The sequence below is a fragment of the Rhodoluna sp. genome, from assembly GCF_044232805.1.
Classification (GTDB): Bacteria; Actinomycetota; Actinomycetes; order Actinomycetales; family Microbacteriaceae; genus Rhodoluna.
Genome location: NZ_JBIILG010000002.1, coordinates 20,610 through 37,297, shown reverse-complemented (window position 1 = coordinate 37,297; position 16,688 = coordinate 20,610). Strand labels below are relative to the sequence as shown.

Sequence of the window (16,688 nt, the reverse complement as noted above, 5' to 3'; positions counted from 1 at the left end):
TGTTGTCGGTTTTCGCACTAGGCAAGCAAGATTTCAAGGTTGTGGAAAAGCTAAACCCCAAGACCCACTGGGCCTTGGGGTGTTGGATAGCTTGTGTTAGAACTTGCTCATCGCTGGGGTTAGCACCTTGCGAAGGATTCGCTCGATCTCGTCGAACTCTTTAGGTCCGATGGTAAGTGGCGGTGCCAGCTGGATAACTGAGTCACCTCGGTCATCGGCACGGCAGTAAAGGCCTTCTTCAAGTAGCTTGCCAGCTAGGTAACCGCGAAGAAGCTTCTCACGCTCGGGGGCTGTGAAAGGCTCCTTAGTCTTTTTGTCCTTGACTAGTTCAATTGCAAAGAAGTAACCATCGCCACGGATGTTTCCAACTATTGGAAGATCATAGAGTTTCTCAAGGGTCTTTTTGAACACCGCCGAGTTCTTGGCCACGTTTCCAACTAGGTTTTCTTCGTCAAAGATATCCAAGTTTTCAAGTGCTACCGCACACGCAACCGGGTGGGCCGCGAAGGTGTATCCGTGGGCCAAAATGTTGGTTCCGGCGGTGAAGGGTTCAAACAGTCTCTCGGTAAGCATGAGTGCTCCAAGAGGCTGGTAAGAAGATGTAATTCCCTTAGCCATTACCATCATGTCTGGTTCAATGCCATATCTTTCACAAGCAAACATCGCACCAGAGCGGCCGAAACCGGTGATTGTTTCATCGGCTACCAGCAAGATGTCGTACTTGTCGCAGATCTCTCTCAGGCGCTTGAAATAAGCAGGGTGGGCCGTGAAGCAACCACCAGAGTTCTGAATTGGCTCAACAAAGATTGCAGCCACAGTGTCCGGATCTTCAAAGAGAATCATTTCTTCGGCCCGGTTAGCAGCCCAGAGACCAAATTCCTCCTCGGTCTTGAACGAAGAAGGAGCGCGGTACCAGTTGGTATTTGGAATCCTAAATGTCGAAGGAACTAGCGGCTCAAACATCTTTTTCATTGCCGGGATACCGGTAATCGAAAGAGCTCCCTGGCTGGTGCCGTGGTAAGCGACGTGGCGAGAGATAACTTTGTGCTTGGTTGGCTTGCCTGTCATTTTGAAATACTGCTTGGCGATCTTCCATGCACTTTCTACCGCTTCACCACCACCGGTGGTGAAGAACACTCTGCTGAGGTTTTTAGGCGCATAAGAAATCAAACGCTCTGCTAGTTCAATTGCTGGCGGGTGGGCGTAAGACCAAAGCGGAAAGAAATCTAGTTCGGTGATCTGCTTGGAAGCAGCATCAGCTAGTCGCTTGCGGCCGTGACCTGCGTTTACGGAGAACAATCCTGATAGACCATCGATGTATTTTTTGCCGTGCACGTCGTAAACGTAGTGACCTTCGGCTTTAGCCATGATCGGAATCTCTTTGTTCTCAAAAGAGCCGTGGCGGGTGAAGTGCATCCAAAGATGCTTCTTCGCTGACTTCTCCAACATGGCAGGAGTGATCTTCTTACCTTCCTTACGCGCCTCAACGAGTGCAAGCTTGGGAGTCTTGGCTGCTCCTGATTTGACGGTGCGCTTTAGAAGGGACTTGATCCCGGCAACAAGCTTTTTTGCCTTAGATTCCTTAACTGCCATGATTTTCTATTCCATTCATTTTCTTGAGGTGTTACCTGGTGCCCCAGTTATAGAACTGCTTTTGTAGCTTCAAATATACGAAGGTTTCCGTCGATGTTACCCCAGCCAACCGCCTGATTTTGGAGTTTATGATCTTGATTAGTGAGTCATCGTTCTCACAAACAATCTCAACCAGAATGTCGAAGCTGCCGGCGGTTATGACCACATAGTCCACCTCGGCCATCTTGCTTAGCGCGCTGGCGATTTCAGTTGTGTCCCCGCTGCACTTGATGCCAACCATGGCCTGGGTATAAAAACCAAGCTGAACCGGGTCGGTCACGGCAACGATTTGCATGACGCCTTTTTCGGTGAGTTTTTGGACCCTTTGCCTTACGGCTGCTTCGCTCAGGCCAACGGCCTTGCCTATTTCGGAATAGGACTTGCGGCCATCATCTTGGAGCTGCTCGATGATCAACTTCGAGACGTCGTCAAGCGCTGAGGCCTGGGCTCTTCCACTTCGTGACATACATGGATTTTGCCAGCCAAGCATTGAATAAGCAAACGAATCCGTTCCCATGGGGTCAAACCGCAACTAATTCGATACAAAACTCGTGATTTTGGGGTCATTTTCTGGGATTAGAATCGATTCTAAACAGGGGTCGCTACCCCTTCTACAAAGGAGTATGAACAAATGGCAGTTCGCGAACTAAAAAACTTCATCAATGGAAAACACGTCGAGGCTAGCTCCTCCGAAAGATCCGATGTTGTCAATCCAGCCAATGGTAAGACTTACGCCACCGCAGCGGTTTCTTCGGAAGCCGATGTTGCTAGTGCATACAAGGCTGCCGAGGCTGCATTCGAGGTGTGGAGCAACTTCACACCATCCGAGCGTCAGCTAGCGCTATTTAGAATTGCTGATTCACTTGCTGCAAGAAGCGGTGAAGCTGCCGATGTGGAATCTGAAAACACCGGTAAGCCAAGACCAACACTGGTTGAGTATGAAATGGATCCATCGGTAGACCAGATTAGATTTTTTGCGGGAGCTGCAAGAAACCTAGAAGGCCGCGCTACCGCAGAGTATGCCCGGGATCACACTTCTTCTATTCGTCGCGAGCCAATTGGTGTTATCGGTCAGGTAACTCCTTGGAACTACCCATTGAACATGGCAGTTTGGAAATTTGCTCCAGCAATTGCAGCTGGAAACACAGTTGTCCTAAAGCCATCTGACACCACACCTGCATCATCTTTGTTGTTGGCAGAAATCGCAGCAGAACACCTTCCTCCAGGCGTATTCAACGTTGTGACCGGTAACCGCGACACCGGTAGAGCCATGATCGAAAACGAAATCCCACAAATGGTTTCAATTACCGGTTCGGTTCGCGCCGGTATGGAAGTTGCCAAGTCTGCAGCAGCTGATGTCAAGAAGGTTCACCTAGAACTTGGTGGCAAGGCACCGGTAATTGTCTTCCCAGACGCTGACCTGCAAAAAGCCGCAGCCCAGATTGTGGTTGCCGGATTCTTCAACGCCGGTCAGGACTGCACTGCCGCTACGAGAATCCTGGTGCATGAGAATGTGCACGATGAGTTCTTGGCACTACTGGTAGCCGAGGTAAAGGCAAATGCCCATACGGGAGATCCAAAGCGTGATGACATCTTGTTTGGTCCAGTCAACAACGCGGGTCAACTAGAAAGAGTCAAAGGCTTCATCGATCGCTTGCCATCACACGCCAAGCTAGAAACCGGAGGCTCTCAGCTTCCAGGAGATGGTTACTTCCTAGAAGCCACCGTTTTGTCTGGCCTGCAGCAAAAAGACGAGCACATTCAGAGCGAAATCTTTGGTCCTGTGATCACCGTTCAGAAGTTCAAGGATGCTGAAGAGGCTATGCGCAACGCCAACGACGTGAAGTACGGGCTTGCTGCCAGCGTGTGGACATCGAATCACACCACCGCAATGCGCTTTAGCAAGGGCCTGAACTTTGGTTGCGTCTGGATCAATACCCACATTCCTCTTGCTGCCGAAATGCCACACGGTGGTTTCCGTCACTCCGGTTACGGAAAGGACCTATCGATGTACGGCTTTGAGGACTACACCCGCGTCAAGCACGTCATGAGCTACATCGGGGACTAATCCACAACTTCCAAACCAATTGACTAAACCTGCCTCAATCTGAGGCAGGTTTAGCTTTATGCAATGGATTTGGTATTTACCCTCGATGCTTATTGGCTTGGGTTTTGGTTTCTCAAGTGGCTATTGGCAACTAGCGCTCATAAGCGTTCTTATGGTGCTGATTCTTATAGGAACGCAAAGCTATAAAAACCGCTATCCGCAGTTTGATGAAAACAGTGTGGTGCACGTATCCAACGGCTCGGTTGCCATTGGCAACCGAGTGCTGCCAAGATTTCAGTTTCTTTGGAAAGCGCAATGGCATCAATTGCTACTTGCTGAGCTATCGAGGGTATCAGCAGGGGATTACTTTGCCCAAGCTCTCGATCGCATCAAACAAGATTGTTTCCGGGTTAGCGGGGCAGGGCAGGGCAATCTAGTTTGCTGGATTGGGGTTAGGGAAAACAGGGAACTGATTCTGGACTTGGTTACCGATGGCCCGCATCTAATTGTTGTTGGCCCAACCGGATCTGGTAAGTCTGAATTTCTACGGCTGCTAATCACTTCACTGCGCGCAACTCAGGAATTCAGGCTCGCACTCTTTGATTACAAAGGTGGCGCAGCACTCGAAGAGTTTGCTGCCGATGCCATTGGTATGGCTACCGATTTAGATCAGGCAAGTCAGCTAGAACTTTATGCCCTACTAGCTCGCGAGCTAGCGGAGCGAGAGCGGCTTTTTGCCAGTGCCAAGTGCTCGAGTATCGAGCAGTATGTTGCCAATGGCAATCTGTTACCTCGATTGGTAGTTGTGGTGGACGAGTTCGTCGCTGCACTCGCAAGCGGCCCAAAGGCCCTAGCAACCATTGAAGACATTGCCGCACGTGGCAGGTCGTTAGGGATACACCTAGTTGCAGCAACCCAATCACTAAGCGGGGTATCGCGGGCGATGCTTACAAACCTGCGCGCCAGGGTAGCCATGAATTCTTCGGACCCGATTGATATGGTTCAGCTTGGAATCAATCCAGGTAAGCACAAACCAATAACCGTTGCGGGATGGGCCAGTGCGATTGTTTACTGTGGTAGCAATCAGGCTGAATGCTTTAGCTTTCCTTTGGGGGTTAGGCCAGAGCCTTTGATAGCTCAGTTGCCTTCATCGAGTGAGCAATTGCAACCGGCTCGCTCACAAGCGCTCCGTCAAATGTATTCAAACCAAGAGCCAGGGCTGGATCTGCCGCAAGAGCTTTCTTCCAACCCTGATTCGCAATTGCTTTCACGTATGGCAAGGTTGCATTCGTCAGCGCATAGGTAGAGGTGTGAGGTACTGCTCCAGGCATATTGGCCACACAGTAAAAGATAGTGTCGTGGACTTTGAAGGTCGGTTCTGCGTGGGTTGTTGGCTTGGAATCTTCGAAGCAACCACCCTGGTCGATTGCGATGTCCACCAAAACAGCACCTGACTTCATCTTCTTGACAAGTGAATTTGTGACAAGCTTTGGAGCTTTGGCCCCAGGTATCAAAACTGAACCAATAACTAGGTCAGCTTCCAAAACCGCACGCTCAATTTCGAAAGTGTTGCTCGCGATTGTCTTTAGTCTTCCTGCATACAGTGCGTCTAGTTCACGCAAGCGATTTAGGTTGGTGTCCAAAACAGTTACTTCTGCACCCATTCCAACTGCCACCGCCACGGCGCTGGTGCCGGCAACACCGCCACCAAGAACTACAACTTTTGCAGGACGGGTTCCAGGAACTCCACCAAGCAACATTCCGTTGCCTCCGTTTTGGCGAAGTAGGGTGCTGGCTCCAACCAGTGGTGCAAGGCGACCGGCAACTTCAGACATCGGGGCCAAAAGAGGAAGCGCGCGAGAAGGAAGCTGAACGGTTTCGTAAGCGATGCCGGTTACCTTCTTTTTGATCAGCTCGTTAGTTAAAGGTAAGTCTGCGGCGAGGTGGAGAAAAGTGAAGAGCGTAAGGCCCTCACGGAGCATCGGGTACTCAGATTCGATTGGTTCTTTTACCTTTAGAACTAAGTCTCCAGCGGCCCAAGTTTCGCTTGCGGAAGCGACAATCTTGGCTCCAGCCGACTGGTATTCCTGGTCGGAAATAGCTGAACCAAGACCAGCTCCAGCTTGGACGGTGACCTCGTGGCCGGCAGAGACAAGCTCGTGCACTCCAGCAGGAGTAATCGCAACGCGATATTCGTTGTTCTTGACCTCTTTGGGAATTGAGATCTTCATTGGGTTCTCCTGAGTTCGAAATTGGAACCTCAATGGGCGCCTTTAGAAGGATACCTGCTCGTGAGAGGTAAGTGTCAGTGGCAATTTTGGCCACAACACGCCAAAAATCCCACCTTCAAATTGGCGGTTTTTTGGCTTTTCTAGGAATATTTTGTGGCAGGATAAAGTCCAAGGGTCTGGGATAACCCAGCTCTTTCCTTGTTCGCCTTTATTTCTAGGAGTCGCCAATAATGAAAGATCCAAACTCTCTCCCACAAGACCCGATGCTCGCAGAGCTTGTAAAGATGTCTCGTCGCAAGACACTAACCCGAAGAACCGCACTAGCTGGAGCTGCTGGAGTTGGAGCTGCTTTTGGTTTGGCTGCTTGTGCACCTGCCGGCGATGGTAGCGGTGCAACTTCAGAAGCACTAGTTCCTGCAACCGACGTTTCGGATTCCGAGAAGGTATTGGTTTGGTACAACTGGCCAGGCTACATGGACCTTTCAGAAGACGAACTTTCACGTCCTACTCTTGATCGCTTCCAGGAGCAGTCGGGAATTACCGTTGAGTACCTAGAGGAATACAACGACAACGACGAGTGGTACGGAATCAACCGAAATGAACTCATTTCCGGTAAAGATGTTGGAGCAGACCTTATTTGTCCAACTGACTGGCTAGCAGCTCGTTTGGTAAACGATGGACAAGTTCAAAAACTTGACTCCGCGAACATTCCAAACAAAGCCAATGTTGCTGCTGCGTACTTGGGTGCTGCTTATGATCCAAACCGCGACTTCACACTTCCTTACCAGGGAATCTTGGGTGGTATCGCTTACAACAAGGAGCTCTACAAAGAGCTGACAGGCAATGACGCGCCAACGAAAGTAGAAGACCTTTGGGCACCAGAACTAAACGGTCGCGTTGTCCTAATCTCTGAGATGAGAGACACCATTGGTGTTATTGCTCAGTCAAAGAACATTGACATTGCCAGCGCTTCATCGCTAACAGAGGATGCATTTATGGGTGTTATAGATGACATTGCTGCGCTTTACGCCGATGGCAAGATCAAGGCTTTCGCAGGTAACGAGTACATGGACGGCTTTGCTAACGACGAGTACGTTGCTGGAATTGTTTGGTCTGGAGACGTTGTCCAGATGAACTTCGGTGCTGGCTACGACAAGTTTGGTTTCTTCCTGCCTGAGTCCGGTGGAACAATTTCTGCCGACATGTTCACCGTTCCAATGGGTGCTACTCACAAGAAGAATGCTGAATTGTTGATGAACTACTACTACGACCCAATAAACGCTGCAGAACTTGCGGCTTGGGTGAACTACATCACACCGGTGGTTGGAGCATACGAGGAAGCAATCAAGTTGGATCCTGAATTGGCTGAAAACAAGTTGATCTTCCCAGACGAGGCTTTCCTAGCTTCGACTCACGGCTTCCGTGCTTTGAGCGCTCAGGAAGAGCAGTCATTCGTAACCGCTTGGGGCAGAGTTCAGCTGGGCGCTTAGTTGGCCGTCGAGTTCGTTGCCAGAGGGGCAGATCTAGAGCTAGTTGGAATCAGGAAAGAATATCCGGGTTTTGTTGCCATTGAGGATCTTGACCTAAAGATTCCAGCTGGTGAGTTCTTCGCACTGCTTGGACCATCTGGTTGTGGAAAGACAACAACCTTGCGGTTGGTTGCAGGTCTTGATTCACCAACAAAGGGAAAAATCCTTATTGGTAATCAAGACGTCACTAACATCAAGCCTCACGAGCGACCAGTAAACACCGTGTTCCAAAACTACGCACTGTTTCCACACATGTCGGTTTTGGAAAACGTGGCATTCGGTCTTCGTCAGCGCAAAGTTAGCGAACCTCTTCCCAAAGCTACTGAGGCTCTGAAACTTGTTGAACTTGAGCACCTAGCAGAGCGCAGAGCTACCCAGCTATCTGGAGGTCAGCAGCAGCGAGTGGCGCTCGCTAGAGCACTCGTTAATCGACCCTCACTTCTGTTGTTAGATGAGCCACTTGGTGCGCTGGATCTAAAACTAAGACGTCAAATGCAGGTTGAGCTCAAAGCTATTCAGATAGAAGTTGGTTTGACTTTCTTGCACGTGACCCACGACCAGGAAGAGGCCATGGACATGGCCGACACCGTTGCGGTTATGAACAAGGGTCGCATCGAGCAGATGGGTGCTCCGGAAGCTCTTTACGAAAGACCAAAGACACTATTTGTGTCTAAGTTCTTAGGTCAATCAAACATTTTTGTCGGTGACGTAGTTGAATCTTCTGGAGATTCTGTCAGTATCAGCGTTGCGGGACGTCAGATTAAGGTTCCAACCAGCCGAGCAGAAAAGACCACCGGCAAGATTGCAATAGGAGTTAGACCCGAGAAGGCTTTCTTCCACGAAGATGCCGAGCCTGATGCTAGCTCAGGACTAAACGTTGTTGGCCCTGGAGAAATCATTGACATTAGGTTCACTGGTGTTAGTAACCAGTACCTAATCGATATTCCAAATCTTGGGGAAGTTACGGTGTTTGCCCAGAATATTGGAAAATCTCCTGTGACTGAGCTTGGTGCCAAGGTTTGGGTTAGCTGGAAGGTTGAGCACAGCTTTGGGCTCTCCGATCTTCCTGAAGCGAAGCCCAAAGGTAACTAGCAGTATGTCAACCCAGGTATCGGTCAAGAAGAAAAAGACCGCAGGGAAGTCAAAGAATCCAAAAATTGTGCTTCTTCTTGTGTTGCCTGGTTTGTTTTACTTGGGCTTGTTTTTCATAACACCTTTTGCTTCCCTAATCACCACTTCACTTCAGGCGCCAGTTCTTGGCGGGGGAATCGGTGTGTATCAGCCAGGTCTTGAGTTTGGAAACTACGCGTTTGTAGTGGGGGAGTACTTGGATCAGATCATCCGGTCCTTTTTCTACGCAACTGTGGCAACTCTGTTGGCTTTAGCAATTAGCTATCCAATTGCTTATTTCATCGGGGTAAAGGCAAGAAACAAGCCAGTCTTGCAGGCACTGTTATTGACTTTGGTTATTGCACCCTTTTTCATCAGCTTCTTACTTCGAACTTTTGCGTGGAAGCAGGTTTTCAGTCAAAACTCTTGGATTTCCACGGTGCTTAGAGATCTAGGGCTATTGGCGGACAACGAATTCCTACTCGGATCATCATTAGTAGTTATTTTTGGACTGACTTACAACTTCATTCCGTTTATGACTCTCCCTCTTTACACAAACCTTGAGCGCTTAGATACTGCGTTATTGGAAGCTGGAAGTGACCTTTACGCTAAGCCCTCCAGTACCTTTTGGAAAGTAACCTTTCCGCTTTCAATTCCTGGAATCACTTCAGGAACGCTACTTACCTTTATCCCCATCGCAGGTGACTACGTAACTGCTAGCGGTAACTTCCTTGGAAGCCCGAATACCTCGATGCTTGGAAACGTGATTGAAGCTAACTTCATAACCATTCAGGACTTCCCGAGCGCATCGGCGTTGTCTGTGATGCTTATGGCCGCGATTGTGGTTCTGGTCTCGATTTACATTAGGCGAACTGGAACGGAGGACCTGCTTTGAACAAGTTCAGCTTGGGAAAGTACCTCCTACCTACCTATATTTCTTTGGCATTTATTTTTCTCATGTTCCCGATTGGCTACACCTTCGTGTTTTCATTCAACGACCCATTCAAGAACACCCCTGGCTGGCAGGGTTTTACTTTCGATAACTGGACTGGGGTCTGCAATAACGAGGCGGTTTGTGAGGCATTTGGTAATTCAATCCTGATTGCTGTTACCGCGACCATCGTTTCCACAATTCTTGGCACCATGCTTGCTATCGCTGTTACCAGATACGAATTCAAGTTCCGCTCCGCAACTAACTTGTTATTGTTCTTGCCACTTGCTACCCCAGAGGTAGTTATGGGCGCCGGACTTGCTGCACAGTTTTTCAACGTTGGCATCCCGCGCGGTATTGGAACCGTAATCATTGGACACATCCTTTTCACCCTTAGCTTTGTTGTAGTTACCGTCAAGGCAAGAATTGCAACCTTGGATCCAAAGCTTGAAGAAGCCGGCAGAGACTTGTACGCTCCGCCAGCTCAGGTGTTTATGAAAATCACTTTCCCGCTGTTGTTGCCTGGAATCATGGCTGCGGCGCTGCTATCTTTGGCCCTCAGCTTCGATGACTACATCGTGACTGCCTTTAACTCGGGCACCGAGATTACGTTCCCGAAGTATGTTTACGCAGCAGCCCTGCGTGGCATTCCGCCAGAGGCAAACGTTATTGGCTCTGCGGTGTTTATCTTTGCGATCGCGCTGGTGCTGGTATTCCAGCTCGGTGGCGCACTAAAGCGAAATAGAATTGCAAAACTAGCCAAATAAAGCTTCTACGGCTTCCCTGAAGTGAAGGGTGTGACGCTTCACATCTTCAAGTGTTGTTTCAGGTGAAATCAGCGCCATGTTATGAAATGGCGTCATCAAAACTCCGCGGTTGATGGAGTGAAGTTGAAGGTACTGCTGCAGCGCGAAATCATCGGCGTCTGCTGCTTTTTTTCCTGTTCTTGGGGCTGTTGCTCTAAAGCTGTATTCGGCACGGCAGCCAAGCTGGCTGACCTGCCAAGGAACATTGAATTCATCGATAATTTCTTGAACATCCTTGGTCCACTCGGTGGAGATTTTCTCCATTCTTTCGAACGCCTCTTCGGTAAGCACCTCGGTAAGCGTTGCGCGGATAGCCGCCATGGATAGAGCGTTTCCTGCGAGGGTTCCTCCAACACCACCCACGTCGATGTGCTCAAGGTGGACACTTTTTGCAATTCGCTCGGCAAGGGCTGAGCTCATGCCGAAGGCTCCGGCTGGGATTCCAGCGCCGATTGTTTTTCCTAGCACTACGGCGTCGGGACGAAGGTTACGCCTTTTTGTCATTCCTCCGATGCCTTCTGAAAGAGTATGAGTCTCGTCGTGAATCAAGATCACGTCGTACTTTGTCGCAAGCTCTCTTAGCCCTTCAAGATAACCAGGCTCTGGAAGTACGATTCCAATGTTGGTCATTGCCGGTTCAATAAGTGCGGCTGCAATCTCACCAGATGCAAAGGCTTTTTCAGCAGCCGGTAGATCATTGAACGGCACGACCCAGGTGGTTTCGCTTAGCTCAACTGGTGCGCCAATGTTGTTGGCGCGGCTAGTGGTGTTGCCTTGCTCGTCGAGGTTCGCAAAAGTTTCATCCACGGTGCCGTGGTAGCAGTAGTCATGAATGACAATCTTCTTGCGCCCAGTGACGTGCCTGGCGTAGCGGATGATGTGCCGGTTGGCATCGGTTGCGGTAAGAGTGAATTGCCACTTCTCTAAACCAAATCGATCGGCAAGGGTTTGCGCCGCAATTGCGGCGTCGTCGGTAGGCAACATAAAGGTGATGCCCTTGTCGAGTTGATTTTTTATTGCAGCAACAGATGCATCGGGGGAGTGACCAACCATGGCTCCTGTGTCACCGAGGCAAAAGTCGACATAGTCATTCCCATCGACATCGCTGAAGTGAGCGCCTTTGGCGCTAGCTACATAAACCGGATATGGGCCTGGCCACTTTTTCATCCACGACATCGGGACACCATTCATCATGGGTCCGGCAGCCTTGTCGTGAAGCTTTTTGGACTCTGGATGAGTTTTCACAAAGAGCTCTAGCTCTTTGGCAAAGAGCTTCGCTAGGCGCGGTGGATCATAAAAGGAGGTCATGAGTTTTGCCTAATTAAAGGGAGGCGATGCCAGCTTCGACGATGTCCAATGCTTGATTAAGCAGTGCATCGCTGATTACTAGCGGCGGTAGGAACCTGATCACGTTTCCGTGCGTTCCTGCGCTCAGAATTACCACACCGTGGCTATGAGCATATTTAGAAACTGCTTCAACGGCCTTGGAGTTTGGATTCATGGTTTCAGGTTCAACGAATTCGATTGCCTGCATCGCTCCTCGGCCACGGACATCGCCAATTACTGGATACTTCGCCTTCATTTGCTCTAGGCGAGGGACAAGAATTCTTTCGATGCGCTCTGCTTGCTCGAGTACTCCGCCAGCTTCTAACTGGTTTAGAACTGCAACCGCTGCCGCTGCCGCAACTGGATTACCTCCATAGGTGCCACCAAGGCCTCCGGGGTGGGATGCGTCCATGATTTCTGCTCTTCCGGTTACTGCTGAAATCGGCATACCGCCTGCAATACCTTTGGCAATGATCACTAGATCAGGCTCGAAGCCTTCTTCCCATTCGCTGGCAAACCATTTTCCGGTTCTTGCGATACCGGATTGGACCTCATCGGCCACCATGACAATTCCATTTTTGGCTGCCCAGTCGGCGATGGTTTTCAAAAAGCCCGTAGCTGGAACAATAAATCCACCTTCACCCTGAACCGGTTCGATGATTACAGCTGCCAAGCTTTCTGCTCCAACACGCTTTTCCATATAGGTAATTGCGCGACGAGCGGCTTCTTCACCGGTCATGCCTTGTGGATCGCGGAATGGGTAAGACATTGGCACGTGGTGCACACCAGGAGCAAACGGACCAAAGCCGTTGTTGTAAGGATGTGCTTTGAAGTTCATGGCCATCGTCAAGTTTGTTCGGCCGTGGTAACCGTGATCGAATACAGCTATTTCGCCTCGGCCGGTGTATTTGCGAGCAATCTTTACGGCGTTTTCAACTGCTTCGGCGCCGGAGTTGAACAAAGCTGAGCGCTTTTCGAACTTGCCAGGAGTTCTGCGGTTTAGAATTTCGCAGACCTGAAGGTAAGGAAGGTATGGGGTTACGGTGAAAAGAGAATGAGTTAATTTTTGAACCTGCTCCATGACAGCGTCAACTACTTGTTTGTTGGTGTGACCTATGGTGACAACACCAATTCCGCTTCCAAGGTCAATAAGTTGATTGCCATCAACGTCAACCAAAACAGCTCCGTGAGCTCTTTCGATGTATACCGGCAACATGGTGCCAACGCCGTGGCTAACTTCCTGTTGCTTCATTTTGTGAAATTCGAGGGACTTTGGCCCTGGAATAGCGGTAACTAATTTGAGTTCTTGGGTGATTTCCATGGTGGTCTAATTCTATGCCAGCCCAATTGATAGCCCCAGCATGCCATTATTGATAAATGCGCCACGTCATAATCCTTGGATCTACTGGGTCAATTGGTACCCAAGCCATTGAGGTAATCAATAAAAACCCTGACAAATTCAAAATTGTTGGGCTAGCGGCAGGGTCCAATTCTAAGGATCTAGAAGCACAACGTGATCATTTTGGCTTGTCTGCACCCCAGGCAGTGCTGGGTGCAGAAGCTGCCACAAAGCTGGTTTCAGAAACTGACGCTGATGTTGTCCTAAACGGCATAACCGGATCAATTGGTTTAGCTCCAACCCTCGCCGCGCTTCGAACTGGAAAAACTCTTGCTCTTGCCAACAAAGAGTCGTTAATTGTTGGAGGGCAGTTAGTCAAAGATTTAGCTACCCCTGGTCAGATTGTTCCGGTTGATTCTGAACACTCTGCAATCGCTCAGTGTCTTCGTGCAGGATCTTCATCTGAAGTAAGGAAGCTAATTCTTACCGCATCGGGCGGACCCTTCAGTGGCTTTACTAAGAAGCAGCTGCAAGCTGTCACCCCCGCGCAAGCACTAGCTCACCCAACTTGGGTGATGGGTCAAGTGGTAACTACAAACTCCGCCTCGATGGTAAACAAGGGGCTTGAGATAATCGAAGCGCACTTGCTATTTGACATACCTTTTGAGCGCATCGAGGTCACTGTCCACCCACAGTCTGTTATTCACTCCATGGTGGAGTTTGTTGACGGTTCAGTTATTGCTCAGGCCTCACCGCCAGATATGAAACTTCCTATTGCACTGGGGCTTAGTTGGCCAGAACGAATTGCAGAAGTTTCTTCGCCTATTGACTGGAGTAAGTCTCACAGCTGGCAATTTGATCCGCTAGATGAGAATGTCTTTAGTGCTGTGAAGCTTGCAAGGCAGGTTGGAAAGCTCGGCAAGAGCTACCCGGCTGTTTATAACGCGAGTAACGAACAGGCGGTAGCAGCATTTCATGCTGGACTAATCTCCTTTGATCAAATAACCGAGCTCATTGAAAGAGCGGTGGAAGCCCACGAACCGGATTCACAGTTGAGTCTCGAAAGTGTCTTGGCTGCTGAGAAGTGGGCAAGGGATAGAACCGATTCTCAGATTGCGAAGGCCTGTTAGTTTCCCCAGAATGTGAATAGCCCAGCAGGCTTGGTCGGTAGCGTGAAGTAGATTGGTTTTGTGAGCGAAACCCTTTGGTACCTAGCCGGAATCATCTTCATAATCATCGGCATCGCTTTCTCCATTGGATTGCATGAGCTCGGTCATTTGATTCCCGCAAAAGCCTTTGGGGTAAAGGTAACCAAGTACATGATTGGTTTTGGCCCAACCTTGTTCTCAAGGAAAAAAGGCGAGACCGAATACGGGGTAAAGGCCATTCCGCTGGGTGGCTACATAGCAATGCTGGGCATGTACCCACCAGCAAAAAAGCCTGAGACCAAAACTGGATTCTTTCCAGACATGATTGCCCAAGCAAGGCTTGCTCACTCCGAGGAAGAAACACCCAAAGACAAAAACCGCAAGTTCTACCAGCTACCAGTTGGCAAGCGAATGATCATCATGCTCGGTGGACCTTTTATGAACTTGGTTCTTGGAGTTCTGCTTACGGTTTTTTCTTTGTCGGGCTTTGGGGTGTTTCAATCTTCACTGAAGATTGATGCCGTTTCGGTTTGTTTAGACTCCACGCAAACCAGTTGCACAGCTTCCGAGCAAACCCCAGCTCACATAGCTGGACTCAAGGCAGGCGATGAAATTGTTTCTGTTGATGGAAAATCAGCAGAGGACTGGGTTCAGATAAGGCAGATTCTTACCGAGACCCCAACTGTTGAGCTCGAAGTCAAAAGAGCCGGTGAATTAGTTTCTCTGACCGTAAGTGCCGTAATTCAACAGCGGCCACAGTTTGACAACCTTGGTACCCCAATTCTTGATGACAGTGGAGAAGCAGTAATGGCGCCACAGCCATTTCTTGGAGTTTTTCTAATCCCTGAGAGAATTCCAGTTTCAATTGGAGCTTCATTAGAAGCTTCAGGAAACGTGATGCTGCAAATTGGGCAGTTGATTTTGCAACTGCCACAAAAAGTTTTTGAAGTTACTGCTTCCACACTTGGTTACGGTGAGCGTGATCCAAATGGACCGATTTCGATTGTTGGAATTGGTGCAATAGCCGGGGAGGTTGCTGCGTCGGAGCAAACCGAGCTTGCGGACAAGCTTGCAACCGGAATTTCAATTCTTGGTTCGTTGAACTTTGCACTTTTTGTTTTCAACATGTTGCCACTTCTACCTTTAGATGGCGGGCACGTAGCCGGGGGAGTTTACGAGAGCATAAAGCGCGGCATCTACAAAGTTTTGGGTAAGAAAGATCCAGGACCTGCGGACACTGCTTTATTGATGCCACTTACCTGGATTGTGTTTATTGCACTGATGGCCGTATCGCTTTTATTGATTACCGCGGACTTAATCAACCCAATATCCCTATTCGGCTAGGGCTATTTCAGTAAACCCAGTTTGCCTGCGTATGCTTAAGGGGCTAAGAACCGTTATTCGAGGAGCAATGTGCCAGCTGTAAACCTAGGGCTACCAAAGCCGCCACCGCCTGTTCTTACTCCAAGGCGCAAAACCAGGCAAATCATGGTTGGCAAAGTGCAAGTTGGTAGCGAGGCACCAATCTCGGTGCAGTCCATGACGACTACTCCAACTACTGACATCAATGGAACCTTGCAGCAGATTGCGGAGCTAACAGCATCTGGTTGTGACATTGTTCGAGTTGCCTGCCCATCACAAGATGACGCTGATGTGCTGCATATCATTGCTAAAAAATCTCAGATCCCGGTGATTGCTGACATTCACTTTCAGTCAAAGTATGTTTTCCAGGCAATTGACGCAGGTTGCGGTGCGGTTCGAGTAAACCCAGGAAACATTAGACAGTTTGACAATCAGATTGCTCCAATTGCCAAAGCCGCCAAGGACGCGGGAGTTTCAATTCGCATTGGTGTCAATGCTGGTTCGTTGGATCCAAGACTTTTGGAAAAGTATGGCAAGGCAACCCCGGAAGCTTTGGTTGAGTCTGCCGTTTGGGAAGCAAGCCTGTTTGAAGAGCACGACTTTCACGACTTCAAGATTTCCGTAAAGCACAACGACCCTGTTGTCATGATTCGTGCTTACGAATTACTTGCAGAACGCGGAGACTGGCCACTTCACCTCGGTGTTACCGAGGCGGGACCTAGTTTCCAGGGAACCATTAAGTCATCCGTAGGCTTTGGTGCATTGCTTTCCAAGGGCATCGGTGACACCATCAGGGTTTCACTTTCTGCCCCACCTGCTGAGGAAATCAAAGTTGGTTCTCAGATTTTGGAGTCACTAAATCTTCGACCTCGCAAACTAGAAATTGTTAGCTGCCCAAGCTGTGGTCGCGCTCAAGTTGATGTTTACAAACTTGCTAACGACGTCACGGCAGGGCTAGAGAAGTTAACGGTTCCGCTGCGAGTTGCAGTTATGGGTTGTGTGGTGAATGGCCCAGGTGAAGCTCGTGAGGCAGATCTTGGTGTCGCTTCGGGTAATGGCAAGGGTCAGATATTTGTGAAGGGTGAAGTTATCAAAACTGTGCCTGAGTCTGAGATTGTCGCGACCTTGATTGAGGAAGCTAACCGCTTGGCCGCTGAGATGGATCCAACACTTGTTGGCTCACCGCAGGTTTTAGTCAAAGACAAATAGCCTCGTGGCGGTAACATT

Annotated in this window: 13 protein-coding genes and 1 pseudogene; 9 read left to right on the top strand and 5 right to left on the bottom strand. The window is 49.5% G+C overall.

What is annotated here, in order from left to right:
* Positions 1-96: 96 nt before the first annotated feature.
* Both AC9UES_RS00705 and AC9UES_RS00700 read right to left on the bottom strand, forming a co-directional pair.
* Positions 97-1,449, bottom strand: a complete 1,353-nt coding sequence (locus AC9UES_RS00705) for an aspartate aminotransferase family protein (RefSeq protein ID WP_509525746.1) — start codon at positions 1,447-1,449, stop codon at positions 97-99.
* Positions 1,450-1,624: 175 nt separating this feature from the next.
* Positions 1,625-2,098, bottom strand: a complete 474-nt coding sequence (locus AC9UES_RS00700) for an Lrp/AsnC family transcriptional regulator (protein ID WP_509525665.1) — start codon at positions 2,096-2,098, stop codon at positions 1,625-1,627.
* A 165-nt stretch (positions 2,099-2,263) separates the two neighbouring features.
* Here AC9UES_RS00700 and AC9UES_RS00695 point away from each other — a divergent pair, with 165 nt between their 5' ends.
* Positions 2,264-3,700 carry a gamma-aminobutyraldehyde dehydrogenase gene (locus AC9UES_RS00695; protein ID WP_509525663.1) on the top strand — a complete coding sequence of 479 codons (1,437 nt, stop codon included), beginning with the start codon at positions 2,264-2,266 and terminating at the stop codon, positions 3,698-3,700.
* Positions 3,701-3,758: 58 nt separating this feature from the next.
* Positions 3,759-4,580 (top strand): annotated as a pseudogene (locus tag AC9UES_RS00690) (FtsK/SpoIIIE domain-containing protein); the annotation flags it as partial.
* A 214-nt stretch (positions 4,581-4,794) separates the two neighbouring features.
* Here AC9UES_RS00690 and ald read toward each other — a convergent pair.
* The gene (gene ald / locus AC9UES_RS00685) at positions 4,795-5,910 is read right to left on the bottom strand and encodes an alanine dehydrogenase (RefSeq protein WP_509525660.1); all 1,116 of its coding nucleotides are present in this window, start codon (positions 5,908-5,910) and stop codon (positions 4,795-4,797) included.
* A gap of 230 nt (positions 5,911-6,140) precedes the next feature.
* Here ald and AC9UES_RS00680 point away from each other — a divergent pair, with 230 nt between their 5' ends.
* Genes AC9UES_RS00680 through AC9UES_RS00665 form a run of 4 tightly spaced genes read left to right on the top strand, consistent with a single transcriptional unit; the run spans position 6,141 to position 10,247 of the window.
* Positions 6,141-7,400: an ABC transporter substrate-binding protein gene (locus tag AC9UES_RS00680; RefSeq protein WP_509525657.1), complete on the top strand. Its 1,260-nt coding sequence runs from the start codon at positions 6,141-6,143 to the stop codon at positions 7,398-7,400.
* On the top strand, positions 7,401-8,531 hold the full coding sequence (locus tag AC9UES_RS00675) for an ABC transporter ATP-binding protein (RefSeq protein ID WP_509525655.1): 1,131 nt from the start codon (positions 7,401-7,403) through the stop codon (positions 8,529-8,531).
* A 4-nt stretch (positions 8,532-8,535) separates the two neighbouring features.
* On the top strand, positions 8,536-9,444 hold the full coding sequence (locus tag AC9UES_RS00670; protein WP_509525653.1) for an ABC transporter permease: 909 nt from the start codon (positions 8,536-8,538) through the stop codon (positions 9,442-9,444).
* On the top strand, positions 9,441-10,247 hold the full coding sequence (locus AC9UES_RS00665) for an ABC transporter permease (RefSeq protein ID WP_509525651.1): 807 nt from the start codon (positions 9,441-9,443) through the stop codon (positions 10,245-10,247). Before AC9UES_RS00670 ends, AC9UES_RS00665 begins: the two co-directional genes overlap by 4 nt.
* Here the strand turns inward: AC9UES_RS00665 and AC9UES_RS00660 are convergent.
* Together AC9UES_RS00660 and gabT are read right to left on the bottom strand one after the other, a co-directional pair.
* Positions 10,236-11,594 (bottom strand): transaminase, encoded by a 1,359-nt coding sequence (locus AC9UES_RS00660; RefSeq protein WP_509525648.1) that lies wholly within the window; start codon positions 11,592-11,594, stop codon positions 10,236-10,238. The two genes, AC9UES_RS00665 and AC9UES_RS00660, sit on opposite strands and share 12 nt — an antisense overlap.
* 13 nt (positions 11,595-11,607) lie before the next feature.
* Complete coding sequence (gene gabT / locus AC9UES_RS00655; protein ID WP_509525646.1) at positions 11,608-12,933, bottom strand: 4-aminobutyrate--2-oxoglutarate transaminase; 1,326 nt, start codon at positions 12,931-12,933, stop codon at positions 11,608-11,610.
* Positions 12,934-12,989: 56 nt separating this feature from the next.
* Between gabT and dxr the strand changes: the two genes are divergently transcribed.
* The 3 genes from dxr to ispG all read left to right on the top strand — a co-directional run bounded on the left by dxr (position 12,990) and on the right by ispG (position 16,670).
* Positions 12,990-14,081 carry a 1-deoxy-D-xylulose-5-phosphate reductoisomerase gene (gene dxr, locus AC9UES_RS00650; protein WP_509525643.1) on the top strand — a complete coding sequence of 364 codons (1,092 nt, stop codon included), beginning with the start codon at positions 12,990-12,992 and terminating at the stop codon, positions 14,079-14,081.
* Between the two features lie 60 nt (positions 14,082-14,141).
* Positions 14,142-15,443, top strand: a complete 1,302-nt coding sequence (locus tag AC9UES_RS00645) for a M50 family metallopeptidase (RefSeq protein ID WP_509525640.1) — start codon at positions 14,142-14,144, stop codon at positions 15,441-15,443.
* Between the two features lie 69 nt (positions 15,444-15,512).
* A complete protein-coding gene (gene ispG / locus AC9UES_RS00640) occupies positions 15,513-16,670 on the top strand; it encodes a flavodoxin-dependent (E)-4-hydroxy-3-methylbut-2-enyl-diphosphate synthase (protein WP_509525638.1) in 1,158 nt (385 codons plus the stop codon).
* Positions 16,671-16,688: the final 18 nt, after the last annotated feature.

Excerpts from the sequence above, each read along its gene's own strand:
- AC9UES_RS00705 (WP_509525746.1), bottom strand. The coding sequence starts at position 1,449 with ATGTTGGAGAAGTCAGCGAAGAAGCATCTTTGGATGCACTTCACCCGC.
- AC9UES_RS00700 (WP_509525665.1), bottom strand. The coding sequence starts at position 2,098 with ATGTCACGAAGTGGAAGAGCCCAGGCCTCAGCGCTTGACGACGTCTCG.
- AC9UES_RS00695 (WP_509525663.1), top strand. The coding sequence starts at position 2,264 with ATGGCAGTTCGCGAACTAAAAAACTTCATCAATGGAAAACACGTCGAG.
- ald (WP_509525660.1), bottom strand. The coding sequence starts at position 5,910 with ATGAAGATCTCAATTCCCAAAGAGGTCAAGAACAACGAATATCGCGTT.
- AC9UES_RS00680 (WP_509525657.1), top strand. The coding sequence starts at position 6,141 with ATGAAAGATCCAAACTCTCTCCCACAAGACCCGATGCTCGCAGAGCTT.
- AC9UES_RS00670 (WP_509525653.1), top strand. The coding sequence starts at position 8,536 with ATGTCAACCCAGGTATCGGTCAAGAAGAAAAAGACCGCAGGGAAGTCA.
- AC9UES_RS00660 (WP_509525648.1), bottom strand. The coding sequence starts at position 11,594 with ATGACCTCCTTTTATGATCCACCGCGCCTAGCGAAGCTCTTTGCCAAA.
- gabT (WP_509525646.1), bottom strand. The coding sequence starts at position 12,933 with ATGGAAATCACCCAAGAACTCAAATTAGTTACCGCTATTCCAGGGCCA.
- dxr (WP_509525643.1), top strand. The coding sequence starts at position 12,990 with ATGCGCCACGTCATAATCCTTGGATCTACTGGGTCAATTGGTACCCAA.